The sequence below is a fragment of the Carboxylicivirga fragile genome, from assembly GCF_050589805.1.
GTDB lineage: Bacteria > Bacteroidota > Bacteroidia > Bacteroidales > Marinilabiliaceae > Carboxylicivirga > Carboxylicivirga fragile.
This window is the reverse complement of sequence record NZ_JBNGOY010000054.1, coordinates 16,393-40,889: the sequence shown is the minus strand read 5'-3', so window position 1 is coordinate 40,889 and position 24,497 is coordinate 16,393. Positions and strand designations below refer to the sequence as shown.

Annotated in this window: 16 protein-coding genes and 1 pseudogene; 2 read left to right on the top strand and 15 right to left on the bottom strand. The window is 37.1% G+C overall.

The annotated features are described in order from the left end of the window. Nucleotides 1-256 precede the first annotated feature (256 nt). Nucleotides 257-1,042, bottom strand: coding sequence for an HAD family hydrolase (locus ACRD7B_RS19330; RefSeq protein ID WP_430826285.1), 786 nt, complete (start codon nucleotides 1,040-1,042; stop codon nucleotides 257-259). Between the two features lie 113 nt (nucleotides 1,043-1,155). Continuing rightward, nucleotides 1,156-1,611, bottom strand: coding sequence for a protein-disulfide reductase DsbD domain-containing protein (locus tag ACRD7B_RS19325; RefSeq protein WP_430826284.1), 456 nt, complete (start codon nucleotides 1,609-1,611; stop codon nucleotides 1,156-1,158). A 306-nt stretch (nucleotides 1,612-1,917) separates the two neighbouring features. On the opposite strand from ACRD7B_RS19325, the gene ACRD7B_RS19320 reads away from it, so the two are divergent. Both ACRD7B_RS19320 and ACRD7B_RS19315 read left to right on the top strand, forming a co-directional pair. Then, nucleotides 1,918-2,436 carry a hypothetical protein gene (locus ACRD7B_RS19320; RefSeq protein WP_430826283.1) on the top strand — a complete coding sequence of 173 codons (519 nt, stop codon included), beginning with the start codon at nucleotides 1,918-1,920 and terminating at the stop codon, nucleotides 2,434-2,436. Next, a complete protein-coding gene (locus tag ACRD7B_RS19315; protein ID WP_430826282.1) occupies nucleotides 2,375-2,968 on the top strand; it encodes a PepSY-associated TM helix domain-containing protein in 594 nt (197 codons plus the stop codon). Before ACRD7B_RS19320 ends, ACRD7B_RS19315 begins: the two co-directional genes overlap by 62 nt. Before the next feature lie 85 nt (nucleotides 2,969-3,053). Here the strand turns inward: ACRD7B_RS19315 and ACRD7B_RS19310 are convergent, their stop codons facing one another. The 13 genes and pseudogenes from ACRD7B_RS19310 to ACRD7B_RS19250 form a co-directional block, all read right to left on the bottom strand. After that, nucleotides 3,054-5,234 carry an MGH1-like glycoside hydrolase domain-containing protein gene (locus ACRD7B_RS19310; RefSeq protein WP_430826281.1) on the bottom strand — a complete coding sequence of 727 codons (2,181 nt, stop codon included), beginning with the start codon at nucleotides 5,232-5,234 and terminating at the stop codon, nucleotides 3,054-3,056. A gap of 55 nt (nucleotides 5,235-5,289) precedes the next feature. Continuing rightward, nucleotides 5,290-8,412, bottom strand: coding sequence for a beta-galactosidase, LacZ type (gene lacZ, locus ACRD7B_RS19305; protein ID WP_430826280.1), 3,123 nt, complete (start codon nucleotides 8,410-8,412; stop codon nucleotides 5,290-5,292). 284 nt (nucleotides 8,413-8,696) lie between these two features. Beyond that, nucleotides 8,697-9,302, bottom strand: coding sequence for a LysO family transporter (locus ACRD7B_RS19300; protein ID WP_430826279.1), 606 nt, complete (start codon nucleotides 9,300-9,302; stop codon nucleotides 8,697-8,699). A gap of 2 nt (nucleotides 9,303-9,304) precedes the next feature. Next, on the bottom strand, nucleotides 9,305-9,592 hold the full coding sequence (locus ACRD7B_RS19295; protein ID WP_430826278.1) for a LysO family transporter: 288 nt from the start codon (nucleotides 9,590-9,592) through the stop codon (nucleotides 9,305-9,307). A 5-nt stretch (nucleotides 9,593-9,597) separates the two neighbouring features. Further along, nucleotides 9,598-11,835, bottom strand: coding sequence for an alpha-N-acetylglucosaminidase (locus tag ACRD7B_RS19290; protein ID WP_430826277.1), 2,238 nt, complete (start codon nucleotides 11,833-11,835; stop codon nucleotides 9,598-9,600). An 80-nt stretch (nucleotides 11,836-11,915) separates the two neighbouring features. Continuing rightward, nucleotides 11,916-14,549: a M6 family metalloprotease domain-containing protein gene (locus tag ACRD7B_RS19285; RefSeq protein WP_430826276.1), complete on the bottom strand. Its 2,634-nt coding sequence runs from the start codon at nucleotides 14,547-14,549 to the stop codon at nucleotides 11,916-11,918. A 106-nt stretch (nucleotides 14,550-14,655) separates the two neighbouring features. After that, complete coding sequence (locus tag ACRD7B_RS19280; protein WP_430826275.1) at nucleotides 14,656-15,471, bottom strand: hypothetical protein; 816 nt, start codon at nucleotides 15,469-15,471, stop codon at nucleotides 14,656-14,658. 99 nt (nucleotides 15,472-15,570) lie between these two features. Beyond that, nucleotides 15,571-17,067 (bottom strand): RagB/SusD family nutrient uptake outer membrane protein, encoded by a 1,497-nt coding sequence (locus tag ACRD7B_RS19275; RefSeq protein ID WP_430826274.1) that lies wholly within the window; start codon nucleotides 17,065-17,067, stop codon nucleotides 15,571-15,573. Nucleotides 17,068-17,079: 12 nt separating this feature from the next. Continuing rightward, the gene (locus tag ACRD7B_RS19270) at nucleotides 17,080-20,430 is read right to left on the bottom strand and encodes a TonB-dependent receptor (RefSeq protein WP_430826273.1); all 3,351 of its coding nucleotides are present in this window, start codon (nucleotides 20,428-20,430) and stop codon (nucleotides 17,080-17,082) included. Nucleotides 20,431-20,604: 174 nt separating this feature from the next. After that, nucleotides 20,605-21,582: a FecR family protein gene (locus ACRD7B_RS19265; protein WP_430826272.1), complete on the bottom strand. Its 978-nt coding sequence runs from the start codon at nucleotides 21,580-21,582 to the stop codon at nucleotides 20,605-20,607. Between the two features lie 70 nt (nucleotides 21,583-21,652). After that, nucleotides 21,653-22,192 carry an RNA polymerase sigma-70 factor gene (locus ACRD7B_RS19260; protein ID WP_430826271.1) on the bottom strand — a complete coding sequence of 180 codons (540 nt, stop codon included), beginning with the start codon at nucleotides 22,190-22,192 and terminating at the stop codon, nucleotides 21,653-21,655. Between the two features lie 22 nt (nucleotides 22,193-22,214). Continuing rightward, nucleotides 22,215-23,999 carry an alanine/glycine:cation symporter family protein gene (locus ACRD7B_RS19255; RefSeq protein WP_430826270.1) on the bottom strand — a complete coding sequence of 595 codons (1,785 nt, stop codon included), beginning with the start codon at nucleotides 23,997-23,999 and terminating at the stop codon, nucleotides 22,215-22,217. Nucleotides 24,000-24,156: 157 nt separating this feature from the next. Continuing rightward, nucleotides 24,157-24,483: pseudogene (locus tag ACRD7B_RS19250) on the bottom strand (arylsulfatase); the annotation flags it as partial. Between the last annotated feature and the right edge of the window lie 14 nt (nucleotides 24,484-24,497).

The window sequence follows — 24,497 nt, the reverse complement described above, 5'->3', positions numbered from 1 at the left end:
GTTGTAAAATGTTTCGCAAAATCAATTTACAACTTTGAGGGGAAACCTTTAGGGAGTACCCTCATTTTAAAAAATTAGTCGGTCACTAGTGAAATACAATAATTAAAATATACCTGCATTTTTGCAGTGGATTTTTTCATATAACTTGGATTTAGTTAGCTGATTTAAGGGTAAGGGCAAGTAAACGTACTTGCCCTTCTTGCATAAAAAAAGGAGCCATCGGCTCCTTTAATAATCAAGTGTTTAATTATTTTTACTACTCGTCCAACAGTGCTATTATAGCCTTTGTCACCCCTTCCTGATCATTGCTTAAGGCTTCAAAAGCAGCAGCTTCTTTAACAAGCGAATGAGCATTGGCCATTGCGTAACTGTACTTAGCCTCAGTCATCATCTCCAAATCATTCAAATAATCACCAAAAACAACCGTCTGCTCTTTGCTCACTCCGAATTTTTCTTGCAAAAATTTAATCGCATTCCCTTTATTAGTTCCTTTGGGCATAATATCTAACCAAATAGGGCTAGATGTGCTTATTTGAAAATCATTAGATAATTCTTTTAACTGAGGATAGGTAGACGATTCCATATTTGAAAAATCGTTAACCGCTATTTTAAGAATATCATCTTGTACAAATGTTAAATCCTCCACTATCTTGTGCCGGACATAGTATTTCGACATCTCACTCACAAAATCTTTGGAAGTGTCCTCTACATAAGCACCATCTTTACCACACAAAACAATATTAGCCCCTTCGATAGCCCTAATCCTATTAATTAAACCACTTGCGTCTTTTGGCTTTACCGAACGAGTTACCATCTCTCCTCCACTCCACTTAATAAATCCTCCATTTTCGGCCACAAAGACAATGTTATGATTCAAATGCTTAAACTCGTCTTCTAAGGTGTAATACTGACGCCCACTAGCTACAACAAACTGTATTCCTTCTGCTTTCAGCCTATTAAACACTGCCAAAAAATCACGTGGCAATTGTTTATTCGAGCTCAATAGGGTTCCGTCCATATCGGACACAATCATTTTTATCATCTTCTTATATATTGTTTTGCAAGCGCAAAGATAGAAGGATTAAAACACATCAAAAGTTATCCAACAAAAAACCCCGCTTTTGCGGGGTTAATATAATATGTATTGAAACTAGCTTATTTTACTACAAACTCAAACTCCACATCTGTTGGAGGTAAGCATGTTTCATTGTCGCAGCACATAAATGTTAAATAACCCTTTACCGTTGCCGGACGCTTTGTAATACGTACATTCTGACTTAAAGTAGCCTTCTTTTTAAAATAGGGCACTTCCATATCGAATACCTCATCGTGTTTTACAGTTGGTGGCGTTACCTCAACTGCTTTCTTAAGTGGTTTACTATTTTCACCACCTTCAAAGGTGATTTCAGTAGCCACTGGTCCACCTTCGGGCACATTTAATCCGTATACTTTCCAAGATTCTTCCACAGTTGCATGAGCCACAACCTGAACTTCGTATTGATTAACTTCCTTAATCTCAAACTTCCATTTTACAGGCTCTTTCATTTGAGCACTTACTACTACAGCTCCAAACACAAGCAACATTAATATTGCAAATACGTTCTTTTTCATATTTTTATATTTTAGTTTTTTAAGGTACAAAACAAATATACTGCCAATTTAAATAAATAGTTACTGATAATTGTTGTGAGCCACTATTTTTAATAACAATCAGTGTATCTAAACCTTCGAAATTCACAAAACGTTGTTAAGCACTTGTTAAAAACTGACTGTAAAAGTCATTTAGTCGAATACAGACCTCGAAATACCAATTGCATTTACTAATTTTAATTTCTAATATTTAATACATGCCATCCATCTTCAGACAATGTATGGCTTGATAGAAAACACACAATAAACGAACTAAATTTATTTCGAATGAAAAATTATCTTTTACTAGCTTTCGCTGCAAGCTTATTACTAACAGCTTGCAATCTAAAAACAAATGAATCAGATGATAACTCTGACAAGGCTGACAAAGTTATTGTAATCGACAACCTTCTTAATGAAGCTGAAGGCTTAGTTGATAAAACAATAAAAATAAAAGGCCATGTGACCCATACATGTAAACACTCCGGTAAACGCGCATTTCTTGTAGGTGATGATGAAAAATTTACCGTGCGAGTTGAAGCAGGTGGAAAGATTACTGGTTTCGACCAAAGTCTTATGGGGAATACGCTAATAGTGACCGGCACCTTGAAAGAGCGTAAACTTACCAAGGAATACATTGACCAGTGGGAAGAGGAACTGCAACACAAAGCGGAAGATGGTTCTGCAGAAGCATGTTCTACTGAGATGGATAACATTAACGACATGCGCGCCTGGATGAAAGAACATGGCAAAGATCACTACTCTATTTATTTTGTTGAAGGAAGCGAATATGAAGTGGTCGAATAAGAAGTTTAGAAAATGGATCCGAATCATCCACCGCGACTTAGGTTATCTGATGGTGGGGATTTCTCTTATCTATGGTATATCAGGATACATTCTTAATCATATTGACGGTACAGATCCAGCTTTTAAAAGCACCGAAGGAACAGTTATTTTAGCCAAACATTTATCACGAGCTGAACTCGCTGCTGAATGGCAGAGCAAAGGTGATCTTCCAGAAATAAAGCGCATATTAAGTATTGATGAAGAACACTATCGCGTTATGCTGGATGGCGGATTAGGCATATACGAGACAGTATCAGGAACTGTTGATTACGAGTATCATAAAAAGAAGCCTCTCATTTACTTTATGAATAAGTTGCACTATAATAAAGTGGCTCATTGGACTATTGTAGGAGATATTTTTGCATTTACGCTCATCTTTTTTGCATTATCAGGTCTATTTATGGTAAAAGGAAAAAAAGGGTTAGCAGGTAGAGGCAAATGGTATTTAATGGCTGGTTTGATTTTACCTTTAGTCTACATAATTTGGATGTAAGTTTCAGCATCTAAAAAATGGAAGGATCGCATCTGTATTAAAAACTTAATAAAGATACGATCCTTTTTTTTATCAATACGAATGTTTACTCCACGAAAACCTCACCTTTAAATTCATTCAGAATCATAAGCGTATGAGCTGATGACCAACTAAAGTTGTAGCAACTTAATCCTTCACCAGTTATAGGGTGGTAATTTTCACGAATAGGATGCCCTTTTTGACTTAAGCCTTCGGCATTAAGCAATATTTTATTGGCTAAAATTTTAGCCTCGTTATCAAAGCCATAGTTACGCATGCCTTTTAATCCAAACCAGGCAGGACTCATCCAAACAGGACCTCTCCAATAACCCTTGGGATTGAAACGCGGATTATCTAAGCCGGCTGTTGGAAATGGCACTTTTGTATTAAACTGTTCCTTATCCATCAGGTTGCTAACCACAGCTTCGGCTTGCAGTTTTGTAGCCACATTCGCCCATAATGGGATCCATCCTTCAGGCCCTTTTCCCCGGCTTGCAACACGCTCTTTACTTTCAATATCTACATCGTAAAAGAAACCAGTTTCTTGATCGAACATTTTTTCACGAATGAAAGTAGCCACCTTTTCAGCTTCCTGTTGATATTTTTTTGCTTGCTTGTTACGCCCAAGTAATTCAAACATTTGTGCTAAATATTGTTTTTCGGCCACCAAAAAAGCATTTAAATCAGAACTTTCCTGATTCATACTATAACCAATTAGTCGACCATGGTAATGATTGTCCAACATTTTAACACCTAAGTCCTCATCGAAACGAATGAAGTTATCACCACCACCTTCCCAGGCAGCTGCTTCAATGCGATGATCGCTTATACTGCCATCCTTCTCGGTAATAGCTACGTTATAGGGATGAATGGTACATCCATACTCGCAAATACCATTACCATCGTGATCACGATTTCGATACCACCAGTTATGATACCGCACCAAACGTGGTAACATCTCTACAACAAAACTGGTATCTTGCGAGTGTTCAAAAGCTTGCCACACTGCCCAGGCTGCCAATGGTGGTTTTGAGTTACGCTCATTCCAATTTCCCGAACCATTCTTATCATCGTAGTAAAAAATACAATCCAAAATCATTCCTTCGTCCCAAGGTCGGTCTTCATCATCGACAGAAACCTGATAATCGAACATGCTACGAATGTTGTTCTTAGCTACTTCGGGTAAGAATGGCGCTAAACCAACACTATGTTTCCACGAGTCCCAGGCCCATACTCCATTGAACCATTTATAAAAAGTACTTGGCACAACACCTTCTGTTAGTATTTTCCCTGCTGGCGAACGACGATTGGTATTCAGAGTCATTAACGCCTTCATCCCTGTTTGAAGCGCTCTTTCGTCACTCCCGACTCTTGATTTCACCTTTTCTTCCAAGGCCTTCCATCGCTTACCGTTGGTCCTATGCACATCATCGGCCGTATTGAAATAAGTCGCCACATTACCTTCGAAGATACTAGCTTCTTCATTAGTAAAAGTATAGGCTTGCAAAACATTATATATCTTTTTTTCTCCCTTGGAAATACTTACATGATTAGGTAATGAAAAGCTAAATTTATCACCCTCTATAGTGCTATTAACCTCATCTTGGAACCGGATAGCAAAACGATGCTCAGCACCTGTCATATAATTCCAAATCTCTTTTTGCCCCTTAAAGTTTATATTCAGTCCAGCACTATTTAACTCTAGTTTCAAGTCATTCTTGTAAGGTAATACTTCGCCTTTCCATTCAACTCGAAATTCTGAATCTTCGTTAGAACTATTTTTTATTTCGTATGAAATTAGAGCTGTACGCGAATCGGCATAAGATAAAGTCAAGTTTAGTTCAAGGTCATTTGATTTTAATGTCTGCACTAAACGCCCGGGATAATAGGCCTTAGAGGTAGAATCAAATTGACATGGAATCCAATTACCCTCGATACTTTTCTTGATGATAATTTGACCTAAACTTTTGGCCAAATAAACAGGGTATTCGCCTGCAATAATATACGGACCGGTAAAGCCTCCCATCATATTTACCGATTCGGGCAAGAAATAACCATGCCAAGCCCCTTTATCGGCAAAACCCGTATGAACATGGTTATTTTTAGATGTTGGTGAATCTGGATTATAGGCTATATCTAATACATCGGCACATGTAGCCTCCAAAAACGAAGTTTCTGTAACTGGGGCTTGACACGACGCCAGAAATATTACTGCGCAAATGACAACTAATTTATTAAATAAATTCATGATATATCTTGTTTGTTAATTTATACACAAATGGGGAAAACCAATTAACGAATCGTTATTCGAATACAATTCTCCCCAAATGATTAACATCAACATTTTTTAATATTGGTCGTATCGAATACGAATAACTATAAGCTTTGTAAGGCAAGCAATATTCAGGGTGTACTTTCGCTCCCCAGCTATTATCACCGCCAACACCTTGCTGCGCTAAATCAATAAATACAGAATAAACATCGCCTTCTTTAACAGAGCCACCGTGCTTTTGCGCTTCACCTTTCTTCTTGTGGTACAATACCGAATAATCGAATGGTAATACATTGGCACTTAATTTTTCATCGCCTCGCACCATAAAACCATTGCCTTCCTTATTGATTATACTAAACCAACTAACATCTGTTTTATATCCCGTTTCTTGCGGTCGAACATAAGGAAAATACTGCTCCCAAACACTTCCTGAATAAAGACCAACAAATGCAGAAGTATGACGGTCATTGTAGTTTTCGTGAGGGCCACGGCCTAACCATTGTAAATCTTTAAGATCAGAATTCACCAACATGTGCATGCCTATGCGTGGTAATTCGGGCATGCTCTTATTTCCAGGAATTAATTGATAATCGACATTGATTACTCCATTGGCCAATACAGAATACACTACTTCAACAAGTACTTCCGTTTGTTTATCCTCAAGCTTGGTTGAAACCACAACTCTGTCTTTTAAGTCTTCTACATCAAATGCCACACACCTTAAACGATCAGCCACATCTTTCCAAACGCCAACACGCGACGAAGCTCCATTACCCAAGTCATTGTCGATTTGAGCTCGCCAAAAATGAGGGCGCAAGTCTCCTTTCATGATATCCAATCCATTCAGACTATACTGTGTTAATGTGCCTTTTTCCTTATTGAAAGTTACTTTATGGTCTTTGGTAGCTACATTCAAACTATTGTTAACAGTGCTCACTTCCAATCTTCCTCTAGCCTTTCTTTTAATCGCTGGCAAAGCATAAGGTAAGCCAAACTGCTCAGCAGCCACTTCATGCCCTTTGGGAATCATCGCTGTTGCGATCTTGGTTTTTACATTTAAGTTTAAATGGTATTGTGCTCCTTTTTTCGGATTAATCTTAAATTTAGGTAAGCTCACCACAGCCGAATTATTAGCCTCAATAGTAGGCACTTTAAGTAAACCTGATTTTATTTTCAAGCCGTCTTCCTGAATAGAATATTCGAATTGATAATTCTCTGAAGTATTAAAGTCAAATCGGTTATGTATTTTAATTTGGTTTGACGACAAATCAAGAGCTTCGAAATGGAAATTCTGATATACCTTTTTAACTTCCCAAATGTGTGGATTTAAAGAGCGATCAGCAGCCACTAAACCATTGGCACAGAAGTTACTATCATTTTCAACGCCAACATGGCCCATGTCGCCTCCATAGGCCCATATTGGGTTTCCGTCTTTATCTTCAATGGCAAAGGTTTGATCTACCCAATCCCAAATGAAACCACCTTGTAATTGGTGATGTTTGTAAATCAGATCCCAATAATCCTGAAGATTGCCAACACTGTTACCCATGGCATGTGCATATTCACACAGAATTAGAGGACGCGTTTGTAAATGGTTGGTATGTTGCTTCAAGCGCCACGGGCGCGCATACATTGGGCAGTAAATATCTGTGTATTCATTTAAGCCGGCATCTTCCGATTGTATTGGACGGGTATCATCAATCGACTTCATCAGTTCGTAACAGGCTGGCCAGTTTGGTCCATCACCCGATTCATTACCCATGGACCAAATAATAATTGAAGCATGATTTTTATCTCTTTGCACCATGCGCTCAACACGATCAAGGTAAGCATTCTTCCACATGGCTTGATTAGCAGTAGCTTTTTCAGGCGAATAACCCATACCGTGTGATTCTATATTTGCTTCATCAACCAAGTAGAGCCCATATTTATCACACAAGTCGTACCACTCCTCACGATTTGGATAATGGCTTGTTCGAACGGCATTGATATTAAACTGCTTCATCACTTCAATATCCTTGATCATGCTTTCCATCGAAACCACACGCCCAGTATTCATATCGTGCTCGTGGCGATTCACACCTTTAATCAGGATTGGTTTTCCATTCACCAATAATTGCCCACCTTTAATTTCGGATGTTCTAAATCCAATTTGGCGTGTCACTGATTCTATGACTTTACCATTGGCATCTTTATGCGTAATGGTAAGCATATATAAATTTGGTTGCTCGGCACTCCATTGCTTTACATCCTTAATGCTTGTTTTAAAAACACTATTTAAAGCTACTGGTTTTGTCTCATTAAAATATTCAATGCCATTTCGCTTTATCGAAACTGTTACATTCTCAGCAGCATCAATGGCTCCAACAAATTTCGTTTCTAACGAAAAAACACCGTCGCGATATTGCTTATCCAACAAGGCCTTAACAAAAAAGTCTCGCAAATGAGTTTTGGGACGAGCAATTAAAAACACATCCCGTTCCAAACCACTTATTTTCCAATAATCCTGATCTTCGAGGTAAGCACCATCGCTATAACGATATACTTCAAGCGCCACAGTATTGTCTCCTTCATGTAAATATGAAGTAATGTTGAATTCGGCAGGCACCTTGCTTCCTTGTCCATATCCTAGTTTCTCACCATTTATCCAAATATAAAAAGCGGACTTAACACTACCCATGTGAATAAACACCTCTTTACCATCCCAATCAGATGGAATAGAAAACGAGCGTTTGTAGCTACCTACCGGATTAAAATCGTTTGGTATAAAAGGCGGGTTAGCCGGGAATGGATATGGTACATCGGTATAAATTGGCGTACCAAACCCCTGGAGTTCCCAATTACCAGGCACTTCAATATCATTCCAAGCTTCAATGTTATAATCGTTCTTATAAAAATCCTTTGGACGGTCGGCAGGTTTCTTCACAAAATTGAATTTCCATGTACCGTTCAGGCTTTTCACAAAGGGACTTTCAAACTTATCCCTAAAGGGCTTATCCGACACTTCATCAAATGGAATAAAAGTGGCATGAGCCGGCTCCTTATTCACACTAAAAACTTCGGTATTTTCCCAATCGTGCTTTCCTTGCTCACTGCAAGCAATGCCTGTAAAAACAAACATTGCCAAAACAATCATTTTCAACAGATTCTTCATAACTGTTCTTTTATTTAAATTCCTAATCTCTTTAATTATAATACCAATTGTATTCCAAAATGATTGATAAATCATTTTGCTAATTACAATGGTTAATGCCGATACAAAAGCACAGGTTGATTTTTTTATCAATCGTTTTGGTTTGTAAGCGGTATAATCGGATCGGGAAAGCAAACTATTAATAAAACGCCTAAGTCTTGCCTACCCCCTAAATTTACATTGAAAAATGGATATAGCTCTCCCATTAAAGCTACACTACTAATCTGTAACTGTCTAATTTTTAACTACAAAAACTCAAAAATCACTTTAACCAGAATAGGCACCAATATTGTTAAGATTATTCCACTAAAGATGGCAATGATGCCGTAATCCTTACCTGTGAATTTCACGATAATGGGTAAGGTAGTGTCCATGGCTGTTGCACCTCCCGTTGCAATTCCAGCTAACTTTCCAAAATATCGAACTAAAAATGGAACAGCCAACAAGGTCAGTATTTCTCGAAAAATATTGGATAGCAAAGCAACTACCCCAAGCTCTGGCCCACTCAACTTACTTATAAAAATACTTGATAGAGAGTAGTAACCAAACCCTGCTCCAACGGCCATCGCTTCTTTCACACTTATATCGCTCAAAATAAAAGAAATTAGTGCTGTACCTGCTAAACTACCAACCACAACAGTTAATGGCACCAACACAACTTTTAAATTCATTTTACGCAGGATGGAAAATGCCGTTTTGTCACTTCCAATACTAATTCCAACGAGGAACATTAAAGCAAATAAAGCATAAGTTGTTAACTCTTCATTTAATAACCAAGTTGGAAAAACATCATAAATACCGCCAACAAGGCCGACTGCAAAAAATGCCAATATTATTAAACTCCCTTTCATAACTATGCCTTATCCTTCGTTTTAAAAAACAACTCATAAACAAGCTTTGCCAACAATACGCTGCCTGCAACGGCACCAAATGTTAACCAGAAAGCTTTATAACCAATTCGTGAAAAATTATTGATAATTTCTTCGTTAACCCCAACGGAAATACCAAGTAAAAATAGTAGCAGGTATACAGCCCAGGTAACAGCTACATCAACATTTTTACGTGTTTTTTCCTTATTTCGAAAAAGCCATCCAACGCCTATTCCAACCGAAAATAATGCAATTACAATGTATGAAGCCATATGTATTAGTATAGATGATATTTATTTAACATTTCATTTATCACGTTGAGTGGTTCTTCATACGTTTCAACACTAGAAACACCAGGTGTGGCTATGTACATTTCTTCCCACTCGCGCATATTATTTTTTTGATTTCCCGATTTATCGGAATGATAATTAATCCATCGAGGCACATAATAATCGCGAATTAAACCACTCCAAACACGTCCCGAGTAATCATTAACAGGATCGCCACCCCATGTCGTAATCAATCGTTTGGCATTCTGCTCGTAATAGTCTTTCTCAACATTATTATCTCCCCAGCTACGTGCAAAATTAACCCAATTATCCAATTTATGATTGGGATGTGATTCTAACAAACGATCCATTACCAATAGAATATCCATTATTTCTTTTAATTCCAGATGGTCATTTTCACCTTCTTCATCAAGAAAAAATAATAATTGCTGATCAATAAAAAGCCCCAAATATTGCACAGCCATCTCTATGGCATCGTAGGTATATAAATCACTTTCATCTAATTCAGATGAACAAGCCACAAATGTTCTGACCGCTTCCTCAAAAGTTTGCGATGTATGAACGGTAGCATGATCTTCAACGCCCTGAGGCTTATCATAGGGTCTGAATTGATAACGATGCATTGGATGATCGGTAAATGTTCCAAAGCAAGACTGGTTCAAAAGTTCAAAAGCATCCTTCATTTTCGCAGGATAGGCTCCATAACGTTGAATACAATATTTTTCAATCCAACTATCTAAATTAACTCGTTTATGCGACCAGGCCACATCCGATAATAATTCATAAATAATTTCATTATTTTCAATCCCCTCGGGAGCAAAACCAAATCCAACCAAATTCTTTTTATTCTCATACTCGAGTGCATCAACCGCAATATTAGCATACACATCAAGTACCCCATTCAATGGCACTTTACCTCCCATATTAGGGATAAAAGAATAAATCCATTTTTTACCAAAGAAACCTTCGTACATTTTCCAGGATGAATCAATCTTCCAGAATACATGATTGTACTCGTTCGCCAAATCAAGTATTAATAGCTTGTCATCAGGTACTTTTGAAACCAGAGATCCCAATCGCTCTTTTGTCCAGAACAACTTGCCGTTTTCATCACGGTGATAGGGAAATGTCCAACCTTGCATAACCCAAGTGGCATCCGGATTAGCCTTTTTTATGGAGTTATAAACAGACTCGCCGTACATAGCCAGTTCAGCAAAGGCTTCTTCTGGATCTGGAGATTGCGGCACATCCATTTCATTAAAACTATCGGCCAAATAATATTCACCTTTACCAAATTCCTTTTCCCACTCTTCAATGTATAAAGCACCTATTTCAATAAATTGCGGACTTTTAGGTGAGAGGATGTAGGCATTATTTTCCAGTGGCAATCCACCTCCCCACCCAAGTTCACGCATCTCAACATCAGGATACAATCGCTTTAAGCCTTTAGGTACAAAGCCAGCAAACGCATGAACAATTGGCGTCATCTCCAAGTCATACATCCGATCTAACATTTTGTGTGTTAAATCAATTTGTTTCTGATAATACGAATCAGGCACAGGCCCATCCCAACCATTAAGGTTACCCATGCGGTTCCAGGGAAAATGTGCAGGACCAGAAAAATAAGCTTCAATTTCAGGTTTGGTTAACCCAAGTTTCTCAAACACTCTATAAAGAATCGCCTCATGTGCACCACCAATCAATGGCATATTTATGCCATGTAAAGCCATCCAATCAATTTCCTTCTCCCATCGCTTCCAATCCCAATAGGCAGTGGAGTAACCATGTGTTACCACATTAAAATAATAACGAAATTGATACGGACTTGTTACCTGACGATTAACCTGTGGTAAAACTTCAGGAATATTAATTTTTGAACCAGACCAAGACACCAAACTATTACAATCGTTTTTAAAAAATTCGTAAGTTCCCCTACATAAAGCGATAGGTGTATTAGCTTTAATATGAATCTTTCCTCCATTATTAACTACTGAATAAGCATCCTTTTTTATTGCATTAGGTTCTAATGAAAATTCAAAAATATTTAGTTTATCGGCACCAATTGTCCTGCTTAAAACTTCAATTGCTACTTCTTGATTAGCTTTCTTTTCATCTAATTCAGAACAACTAAAAATAAAACAAGAAAGCACAAGCATACCAAAAAAAACTATCTGCTTACATTTCTCCATCATCTTCAAATCTTTGTTAAGTCTAACTAATAACATATTTAGTAGTATTTTCCTCTACTGATCTAGCATAAACCTTTGGTAAAAATACTTTTATTTTTTACGAAAAAACATAACATTTACTTCATACTCAATTTAAATACTTTTTGATCATATCCCTTCATTTTAACACCTACCAAATAAATACCTTTTCTTATTCCTGAAGTAGATATTTCATTTACTCCTTTACTACGCTTAATAACCTGTCCTGACAAATTATATATTGAAATTGCCTCAACAAAAGGTTCATCTCTCACACTCATAAGTTGAATTTCATCGTTGTATACTATTTGTAAATCATTATCCACATTTATCGTATTAATTGCATTCGATCCAATAGCTCGCAATTCCACATCATCCCAAAACCATCCATAGGCTTGTTCTTCATAAATACAGAATCCTAAATAAATTTTTTGACCTAAAAAGTCGTCGGGAATTTTCGAGACCGCTTCTTCCCATGTGTCGTTTGCTTGCGGGTGTGAATCGTAAATGGTAGCCCAATTCAGCTTATCAGTTGAAATAGCAACCTTATTAGCAGCATCTCCTTTTAAATCATACTTCTGCCAAAATGAAAATTCAACCTCATTATAATCGTAAAGATCAATCTGAGGAGTAATTAACCAGAATGCCTCATTTCCCTCATTCTTATTATAAAACTGAATACTATTTGTACCTGCAGGTGTGTGATTACCTCCTCTTACAGTTTCCCAATAGGTGTCACTACCTTCGTTTCCTTTCAAAGCTTCCCAGCCATCAGGCAATAACGGAATACTTGCATTCTCAAAATCTTCAACAAATAAACGAACGCCAGCTTCTTCATTGATAAACTTAAGGCTTACTCCAGTTTTTTCCGACTGATTAATTTCCTCACTAGTTAGTGTTTTATAGGCGGAATTATGAAACTTAAATTTAATATTATAGCGATTATTCGACGGCTCATGTTGATCTTGTTTGCCAACCAACTCTAATTCTATTGAATTATTTGAAATCCTTTTTGTCCTCACACTATAAACTAAAGGCAAATTTTTCACTTCAAAACTGGAAGATTTTAAACTTTCTCCTTCAAATACAAATTCATCACCTACTAATTCTAAACGAATCGTATTTCGAATTGATCCATCGTTTAAATACGACTCAAAAAAAGTCTCGCCATGCCACAATAAAGTGGGTTGTGGCTCAGCAATATTAAAACTTACTGCATCGTTTTCTAAAACCGTGATATCCTTAATTTCAACCCCAGATATTCCACCTGAAAATAACTTGGTAGAAGGTATTGTAAAAGCACCAACATGTGTTTTACCCTCAATACTTGGAAATAAATCGGCAGCAACTCCACGATCCTCTCCATCATATAAACCACCTGAATACGAAAAATCAGCTTCGAGCATCCGAATCCCAGGATTTTGACGATTATCATTTACACCTCGCTCTTTTTTGCTTTGCTGCTCATTAACTTGGTAAATCGCCAAGCCAGAACCTGGTTGTGCTTCATCATTGTTTTCAGCCTGTCTATTCTCGATCAGAAAATACTCATTATCGCTTCGTGTGTTTATTTTGAGCACCTGGTTTTCAGATGTATTCATCGATGACAAAACTAAACTCTCGTATTCATCAAAATTTTTCTCTATTGGAGTTTCCCACCCCAGTTTATACCTGCACCAAGCCATGAGATTTGATGGTCGATAACCTCCATCCAACCACGAACCTGCCGACATTAAAGCCCAATGCCCAAGTCCACTCGATTTTCCAGTTCCATCATACAAATCGGGTAAACCTAGTGCATGTCCGAACTCATGACAGAAAGTGCCAGAACCAGCGGCTTGCAGAACTCCGTTGTTCTTTCGCATTTCGCATGCAATTACATATTGATCGATTTCAACACCATCGTATCTTACCTGCTTGTCTACAGTACCCGATAATGTCCAGGAGTGAGGCCATATATATTGTTCTTCACCACGATGATCAGCGCCCAAACCTGCATGCATAACAATCACTGCATCGGCATTCCCATTATTATCATTATCATATTTAGAGAAATCAACACCAGAGTTCTCTGCTGCATCAACTGCTTCTCTAACCAAATTTCCAGTTAAATACATACCTTTTTCTTCGGAGTACTCAGTACTCGGATTATCGGTACTCATCCACCCTACTACATCAAATGAAATATTTAATTTGCCATGTGAAGCTCGTTGAAAAAATTCTTTAACACTACCAAACCCCTCGTATCCCGCTTCATTAAACATTCTATCAATATCTTCGCGTGTACGACTATGTTTTTTATTAGAGTAATCAATTAAAAGCACCAATATATTAATATCACCGACACTTTGGACTGAAGGAAATAATTGGGTCGCCTTTAAGATGGCCCTTTGTTGTTGATAATATTGCGCTATCCTAATATTAAAAAGTAAACAATTCTGCTTTTGTTCTTCAGTATGATTCAAGGTAATTTCATGGCCAGACGGATATAACTTTCCATCAATAAAAGCAGCATACTCAAAACATTTTTCATACTGAATAACTGGATAAGAATCTTCAGTTAGAAAATAATTCAGAGCGTTATCTCCAATCCGAGTAAGTTTAATTACTTCACCCAAAGAGTTGGTATAAGCAGTCGTTTCAGGAAAAATAGGTGAACCGACCACTTTAGATTGTGCAACAATAATATTTGTTGCCAATGCAAAAAATAGGAAAATTATAATAAAACGCATATACGATATGAGTGAAACGTTAGTTAAACGCTACAAAGTTTATGGGAAAAATTTAGTTAGTGTGCACAGAAACCTCAGGCACACTAACTAAAGATCATATATTATTTTAATTCATAGTCATGGTACAATTACCAGAACACCATGGGAAACTTCCTTCGGTGCCATCATCACAAACATAATCGAACTGAATGAAATCCATCACCTTACCATCTTCATCCATAGTAGCAATTAAATCAGTTGCTAACCACCAAGCTCCTTTATCATCCCAACCATTATCCAATTTTGTACCAGCTGGAACAATAAAACGTAGATTATTAAGATCGGTAGCATCCACGGTTCCAGCCATATCCAAACCATTACCCCAGAAACTATTCATTACTAATTCGTATGGAGTTCCAGTCGCTTTAACTGAAGCATCACGAGTCCAACCGTCACCTTCGAATGTATAATCTCCAGCCCAACCCGATACATCGTAGTTAATCTTATTTAGAACAACTGTTGAGGTAGTCTTTGAATTTCGTGCACCGCTTACCGTCGTGATATTTAAAACCACCTTTTTCTCAACATCCGCTTCCAGTTTTTGAGCATCAATAACAAATGGCACTTCCACAAAATTAGAACCAGCGACTACTACCAAATTCTTGCTTTCTATTGTAAATTCAGTCCCTTCAATAGCAGTTGTTGCAGCATCAACTTCAATGCTTACCTTTACATCTGACGCTATTGATTTACCAAATAAACGCACATTTACAGGATCAATCTTTTCAGCATAAGGCTCCAGTATTATATTAGCTCTATAGATATCAGCTTCCCATACAACTACGGGCACTTCTTGTTCTATATCTTCAATATCCTTTGTATCGCACGACCATACAAAGATCAAAACTAAAAGAGGAATTATATATATATTTAATTGCTTCATTTTTTTATTTTTTAAGTATTGATAAACTTTATGCCCTTACTTAAATCTATTTTTTATTAAAATAGACTAAAATATTAGGACACATATAAAAAGTCACAACTATAATTCCTCATTAGTGTTAGTTTCACTTTCGGGAATTGGGAAATAAGCATGATTTGATAAAACAAAGTTATCTGCCCCAGGCTTACCACTGTTTTGCATCTTAGATTCAAGTAAGTTAGGATCCCATCGTCGTAAATCGAAGAATCGATGACCTTCATATGCAAGTTCAACAGCACGCTCATGAATAATTCTTTGGCGCATATCTTCTTTACTCAAACCACTAGGCAATGCAGGCATATCAGCTCGTGCTCTAACACGGTCAACATGCGGTTTGGCAGCATCAGCAGAACTTGATTCATTCAAGGCTTCACCATACATCAATAATACATCTGCGAATCGCATAGTTGGTACATTTTGAGAAGAATACCATGGATCATTATCACTCTCTGGTCGATCTGACAAAGTATATTTACGGTAAATTATTTGTTCTGAATCACCAAAAACATCTTTAAAACTTTCTCCAAATACGTCTATATTAGGATCATCAAAAAACAATGTTTCATACATTCTAGTGTCATACAATCCTGTTGTAGCAATCATACCTTCCGACTTAAATTCATCTACTATGTTGGAAGTTGCTTCAATATTTCCCCAACCACCAGTTTGACTGGCAGAAGTAAATTTACCTAGTACATGACCAATATGACGTCCATTAGAACGCACCGGCGAATATTGAATTTCAAAAAGTGATTCTTCATTATTCTCATTTGATCCATCAAAATTTGATTTATAATCGTCCACTAAATCATATTCACCAACACCATCATCAACTAATTTCTTAAACTCTGAAGCAGCTTCGGACCACTTCCCTTGATACAATAAAGCTTTTCCCAAATACCCAATGGCTGCACCTTTTGTTGCGCGACCAGTATTTTCTTTGGTCTGCGTTTCTGGTAAATTATTAGCTGCATCAATCAAATCTGATTCAATAAGTGCCCAAACCACAGAGCGTTCACTAACACCTTGTGATAACTCTTCTGCACTGGTAGGTGCCTTTTCTTTTAAAATAATCTTCTCCCAATTATTTAATAAGCGAAAATGTAGAAATGCACGTAAGAATTTTGCTTCAGCAACAATTTGATTGCGTTGTTCTGGGTCAATTTTCTCATCTCCCATTGCCCCAACTTTCTCAATTACCTGATTAGCATGGTTCAATCCGCGATAAGAATCTTCCCAATAAATAAAGAAACGACTGTTACCAATTGTGTAAGTAAAAGTGGATATGGCTGTCCAATCTGCATATCTATCTGGACCAGGCATACACATATCTGAACGAAATTGCTCAACTACAAAGTTTACCTCAGTCACATCCCAACGGTCTGACGCACCAATCTGAGCATAAACGGTTGCTAAAGCTGCTTCCGCATCGGACAGATTACGATAAAATGTTTCAGTTGTTAGTAAATCATCTGGAGTTTGGGTTAAAAAATCATCACCACAACTCCCCAATATTGGCATCAAGCCAACTAATATATATATAAGATATTTCTTCATGATAGTGCTATTTTATAAAGTAATTTGAACACCTGCAATGTACATTTTAGAGATTGGATATAATGCTGTATCCAGACTTGGGCTCCACACGTCGGACCTACCAATTTCCGGATCCTGCCCAGTATAATTAGTAAACGTAAATAAGTTCTGGCCACTTACATAAAAGCGTGCCTTTTGCAGCTTAATCTTTTCAGTCCAAACTCTTGGTAGAGTGTATCCTAATTGTATCGTTTTAATTCTGAAATAATCTCCATCTTCAAGAAAACGAGTCGATTCCCGACTATTACCATTAGGATCACCAAAAGCAGCACGCGGCATATCAGTATTAGTATTCGATGTAGTCCATGCATTCGCAGTAGTAGCAAACATATTTCTTCCCGTGCGCATACCTTCAAAATAATAACGATTACCATTATATATCTTATGACCTGCTGATCCATGCATTAAGATAGATAGATCAAAACCTTTATATGCAGCATCGATACTAAAACTATAATTAACCTTAGGAATACCAGTACCACTAAATATTTTATCATCGTCATTCAATACACCATCACCATTCACATCTTTAAAACGAATGTCTCCAGGTTTTGCATTTGGTAGGATATCAACACCATCTTTACCCTTAGCATTATAATCACTAACTTCTTTGTCATTCTGGAAAATACCATCAACCTGATACAAATAAAAAGCACCTAATGGACCTCCCACTCGAGTTTGATGCGCAAAGTGTTCCGAATAATTTAAAGCAACACCTCTGATACTTTCTGAATCATTCCCTAATTTCGTCACTTCATTCTTAGTGGTACTCAAACCCCCAAATAGAGTATACTCTAGATCTCCAACTCTATCTTGATAAGTTAATTCTAGCTCAAATCCGCTATTTACCATTTCTCCAAAATTCACTTTTGGAGTATTAATACCAGCTGAAGAAGGAATTGGTTTATTAACCAGCATATCAGTTGTTGTATTATCGTAGTAATTCAATGAACCAGACAGCTTATTATTAATTACTCCAAAATCAAAACCAATATTCATCGTTGTTGTCGTTTCCCATCGGTATTCTCTATTTTCTAAATCTCTCGAGATAGTTCCTAGCCACACTGTTTCTCCACCACCTCTGGAATAACTTAAATATTCACCTGTGCTACTGGTCATCAAAGGCATATGTTCGTAAAGGCCTAAACTATTTTCATTACCAAGAATACCATAACTGGCTCTTACTTTTAAGTTTGACAACCAATCCTGAGAACCCATAAAACTTTCCTCGGTTAAACGCCATCCTAAGGCAAAAGAAGGAAATGTACCGTATCGTGAATCTGGACCGAACTTAGAAGAACCATCACGACGCACCGTTGCCTGAAACAAATAACGACCTCTATAAGAATAATTTAAGCGCCATAACAACGAAGTTTTCGTATAAGTAGTGCGGGATCCACCTACGGATGAATCACCATCTTGACCTGCATCTAAGGTATTAAAACTCTCATCTAAGAAACCTGTTGGTTCTTCCGTAATAATTAATTCATCTCCTTCAGCACTATATACATTCTTAAAGCCACTTATATTGGCAGTCATCCAATCATTTGTTTCTTTCTTAACAACATAAGCACCCATTAATTTCAAACTATGATCCCCGAAATCTTTTGTGTAATTAAGTATATTATTAATATTCATTTCACGCCAGTTAGATCGCTCTTCATATACTCGAGGATAGCGTACAATCTGCTTTTCATTAATATTATATGAAGGATGATGTAAAAATGAATGACGATTGCTATTATTTAAACCTGCTTCAAATTTAAAATTTAGTCCTTTAATAATATCAAATGTCACATAACCCAATCCACTGAAAAACTGGTCTGTTGATTTGCTATCGCGAAAATGCTCTGTACCAACTGGATTATTGTTAGAAAGCATTCCTTTATCATCATCGGCGTAACCAAAGCCATCCGGCCTTGAACCATCAAATACTGGTATCATAGGCATCATTTCATATGCTTCTTTAATACTCATCGACAAATTACTACGATCAGTCTCGTTATAACTCACATTAATCCCTGCATCAAAATACTCTCCTTTGAAATCAATTTTAGAACGAATATTTGCCTTTTTAAAATCTGACCCAATAATGGTACCCTTCTGGTCCAACCAACTACCAGAAACATAGTATTGAATATCCTTTGATCCACCACTCATGCTTACATTATACTCTTGCATTGGTGCATCGCGCACTACAGCATCTAACCAATTAGTATCGTAATAATAAGGTTCAGATAAAAACTGTGGCTTTGATGTATTCGTATTTTCATACATCATATTAGCTACCTTCATGTATTGACTTGAATTCAACATTTGAAGCTGTTCTGTTTGTTTCTGTACAACCATTTTCGCAGAAGCATTAACGGTCATTTTACCTTCTTTACCCCTTTTTGTTGTAATTAAAATAACTCCATTAGCCGCTTCAGTACCATAAATTGCCGCGGCAGCTCCATCCTTTAATACTTCCATCGATTCAATATCATCTGGATTCAGCATAAACATGCTACCCGGAACATTATCAATAATCACCAATGGGCTATTATTATTTAAAGTACTTGCTCCGCGAATTTTGATATCCATGCCTGCACCAGGCCCACCTCCAATTGAAGTGATATTTACACCAGCCATTCGACCTTGCAGTTGCTCAGCGGGATTAGATGCAACTACTTTTGTTAATTTATCTCCTTTAACAGATGCTACAGCTCCTGTCAAATCACTTTTCTTTTGAACGCCAAAACCTATAGCAACAACTTCGTCTAATCCAAAGGCTTCATCCATTAAAGAAATATCAAAACTTGATTTACCCTGAGCAGCAACTACCTGTGTTTCAAATCCAATAAACGAAAATACTATATTTTCATCTGTTGTATTAATCTCCAACTCAAACTCACCATCAACATTTGTAATAGTTCCATTTGTAGTACCTTGCACAAATACGTTAACACCAGGCAATGGAAATCCTGTATTATCAACTACCTTACCTTTAATGGTTTTCTTTTCTACCTGTTGTGCAATATGATTTTCATCTTTCATTATTACAATTAACTTGTCGTTAATCTGATAAGTCAAACCGGTTCCCTTAAGTGCCACTTGTAGCACTTCATCTACATTAGCAACATCAACGTCCTGTGTAATAACACGATTTAAGTCAACTTGATCATCTTTATAAAAGATAGTATAAGATGATTGCTGCTCAATCTCCTGAAAGACATCTTTTAAGGTTGAATGCCCTTTAGTAAAGTTTAAATTCTTTGATTGGGAATAAGATGATGCGGAAATATGCACCATACTAACGATCAGTAGGAATATTGAAAGTTTCATAATCTTCCACTGTTTTGAATTCGCAAAGGAACAGAGCATTCCCATGCTGTTAGAAAATTTTTTCATAAATTTGTGTGATTTATTTTAAACTCGTTTTAAAATTATTCTTAACCGGAAGGATGTTGCCGCATCTCTCCGGTTTTTTTTGTATGTGCTACTTTACCTCATAGGCAACTATTTTTTCAATGTTATAAATACTTTTCTATGCTCAGTTGTATAATCCACTGGCGTGGTCATCCGTATGGCATCAAATGCCTGCCATACAGTTTCTTCATTTCTAAATTTACCTGTATATGTAAGGTCTTTAAAATCTTCTTTATTGTATTCAATGGTAACATCGTACCATTTTTCCAAACGTGTCATTAACTCATTAAAAGGTATACTTTCAAAATAAAACTCATTCTGAGTCCAGTTACATTCTAACTCAATATTAGCCCATTGAATCTTTAAGCCATTATTTTCATAAGTTGCTTTTTGACCAGGCTTTAAAATTATACCATCATCATAAGCAAATCCCTTACGATTGAGTAAGACCTTACCCGATACTAAAGTAGTTTCAACTCGTTTAAATTCGGGATAAGCCATCACATTAAACTCTGTACCCAAAACTCTTACTTCCAAATCATCTACATTAACCACAAAAGGTTTTTTGGGATTATGCTCTACCGCAAAATAAGCTTCGCCTGATAACTCAACATTCCTTTCCTTTTCTGAAAAATTACTTGGGTATACCAACTTGGATCCGGCATTCAATGTCACATTAGTTCCATCAGGTAATTTGAGTGTAGATTTAGAGCCATACGGCACTTCAATTGTTGCGTAATGAACATCCTCATCAGCTACTTCAAAAAAGAAATATCCAGCCATAAGCGCAATTACAGCAACAGCTGCCACCTTAATCAATTCGATGGAAATTCTACGGAATGGGATCGACCTTAATCGAGATTGATTTAACTTCTTCCACTGCTTCTGTGATTTTTCATGCCCAATAACAGATGGTGTGGCATCCCACACATCCTTCATCTCGTGATAATGTTTCCTGTTCTCCTCTGCCTCCTCAAGCCAATTATTTAATCGCTTTAACTCGGATTCCGTTGCAGTGTTATCCAAGTGGCGAATAATAATCTGCTCTATTTCGTTCAATTCGTTCATCTGTCATTTCACTTTCTATATAGCATGACAGACAAGTACGAAAAACTACGTCAACAAAATGAAAGAATTTTTAATTTTTATTTACAAAATCACGTAAGGAGTCGCGCAACTTATTAATTGCCCGATAAATACGAGTCTCTACAGTACGTTGTGGAATATTTAATTTTTCAGCAATTTCTTTGTTCTTTAAGCCTTCAAAACGACTCATTTCAACTACCTGCTTGTAGTCTTCGGGTAATTCTTTAACCGCCGATGCAATTACGCTAGCCGTTTCTTTTTGAAGTAAGCTCGTCTCCCCATTAAAATAATCAAGCTCTTTTTCCCTTAATTCAAGAGAAATTGCCTGATGATGTTGACTATGTAATTTTTGCTGCTCTATGTGGTTCAAACAAAGATTGTATACGGTTTTATAGAGATAAGCAGTGACAGATACTTTTATAAGCACTTCATTCCGGCTTTCCCAAAGTCGGGTAAATGCATCTTGCACAATGTCCATTGCCAGATCTTTATCTCTAACAAATTTATAGGCATAGAGCACCATAGCATGATGGTGCTCCATGAAGAACTCTTCAAAGTTCTTTATATCTGCCAATACAATTTTATCAGACATAAATTAACACAAACCTTTATTATTAGTCTTTTGGTACACGTTTTTCATCCGGAAAACGCTGGCGGTATTCCACCCAAAACGATTTTACCTCATCCTTCATTTCACGATGCAGGAATAACAAACCAATCAAGTTTGGAATGGTCATCAATGCAATTGTAATACCCGATAAAGTCCAAATGATTGTTGTGTCAACAAAGGAAGCCAAAAAGAATGCAACTACATAGATCATGTGATACCAAATGACCGCTTTGGGTCCCCATAAATAGGTAACTGCCCTATCGCCATAATACGACCAGGAAATAGCTGTTGAGAAGGCAAACAATAGTAATCCAATTGATACAATGTATTGACCCCAATGGCCAAACCAGCCTTTGGTAAAGGCAACAGTGGTAAGTGGTGCACTATGTACTAATGATTTACCCCGAATAACTATTTTATTACTTGGCTCAGATGAGAATTGTGCCTTTATTTTATCCATAAACGATTCAGGCTCTGCCGTATCATCTTTCAAACTAACCACACCATTCATCACATCAATATGACCTGTAAATGGAGTACCTCCCTTTTGAACCTTAACATTTTCGGCCAAAGAACGAGCGTGTACAACTTTAACATCTGATGTTATCAACCCTTCTTCAACACTAAGTATACCAGTAAAAAGTGGCAAACTCTCTTCTCCGTTAATATGATTGGCTAGCTGAATTCTACCATTATCACTTACATCTTCATAATGCACACCTTGCAATACTTGCAGGTCGGCTAACTGGAAACGGTTGTCCAATTTTTCGTTCCAAACACCCGAAGCCAATAAGGTTAAACCTGTTAGGGTACAAATAATGATGGTATCAATAAATGGTTCTAATAACGCAACCAGACCTTCCGATACAGGTTCGTGTGCACGAGCCGCGGCATGCGCAATTGGCGCAGACCCTTGTCCTGCCTCATTAGAAAATAAACCGCGGTTTACTCCGCGATTAAATGCAAATGCTATGGTTGCTCCCAGAAATCCACCTGTTGCGGAAGAACCTGTAAATATATCGGCGAAGATGGCTTGAATAGACGGCCAAATATTCTCATAATTAAAAGCAATAACCGAAATAGCTCCGATAAAATAGAGTAATGCCATAGCAGGCACCAACTTCGATGTCACCTTTGCTATACGTTTTATACCACCAATTATAACAAAACCTAATAATATAGCTAACACAAAACCTGTTAACATGTGCGGTAAACCAAAGGTGGCAAATATGGAGTTGGATATGCTATTAATCTGAGGTAAACTACCTGTACCAAACGAAGACAAAACGGTAGCTAGGGCAAAAACAATGGCGATCCATTTACCCGTATTCAGCATTTTACCCGAAGACAATTTGATGTTCAGACGCGCCTTCATGAAATACATTGGTCCACCTGCCATTGAACCATCAGCAACTTTCTCACGGTATTTATGCGAAAGCGTCACCTCAACAAACTTTGTGGTCATACCCAACATGGCAGTTACCAACATCCAAAATAAAGCAGCTGGCCCACCCATATGCACTGCCAAAGCCACTCCAGCAATATTTCCTGTTCCTACGGTTCCCGAAAGCGCGGTTGTTAAAGCCTGAAAGTGGGAAGTATCTCCCTCATCATCTTCCTTATCAAATTTTCCCTGAACAATGCGTAAAGCATATTTAAAAAAACGTATTTGTGGGAATTTCAGATAGATGGTAAAAAAGATACCTGTACCGAGCAATAGCCATACAAACCACAGATGACTACCAATATATGAATCAATTAATTTTAAAAATTCGTTTAGTTCTTGCATAATTTTGGTTTGCTTAAAAGTCTTTGATGTGTTAAGAAATGCTAAAAAACGAATTTTTTATTTTTTATCCCTCAGAAACGAGAATTTTATTGAGAAAAAATGAAAATTAATTTTTTACAAGTTATCCTGACTGCTATTTATCATGATAGTCAAAACGCTAATCTTTCACCATACCACACGTTCTATTGCCTTTTCCATTTATTTCATATAGGGCATCACCGAGCTCCGATCTCATCTTATTAGCCAATATTTTAATCTCCTCAACTACTTCTGGATTTTGCATGGCTACATTCTTCGTCTCGCTAATATCAACTGACAAATCATATAATTCAATTTCATTCATCGTATTATACTCATATTCAACTGGCAATCCATTATCACCACCCGGCCGGCCATTTAATGTTCGATAAGAATGTGGAAAATACATTTTCCATTGCTTATACCTAACGCCATGCAACTCATTAACATGATAGTAAAAGTAATAAGCATCATGCGGAC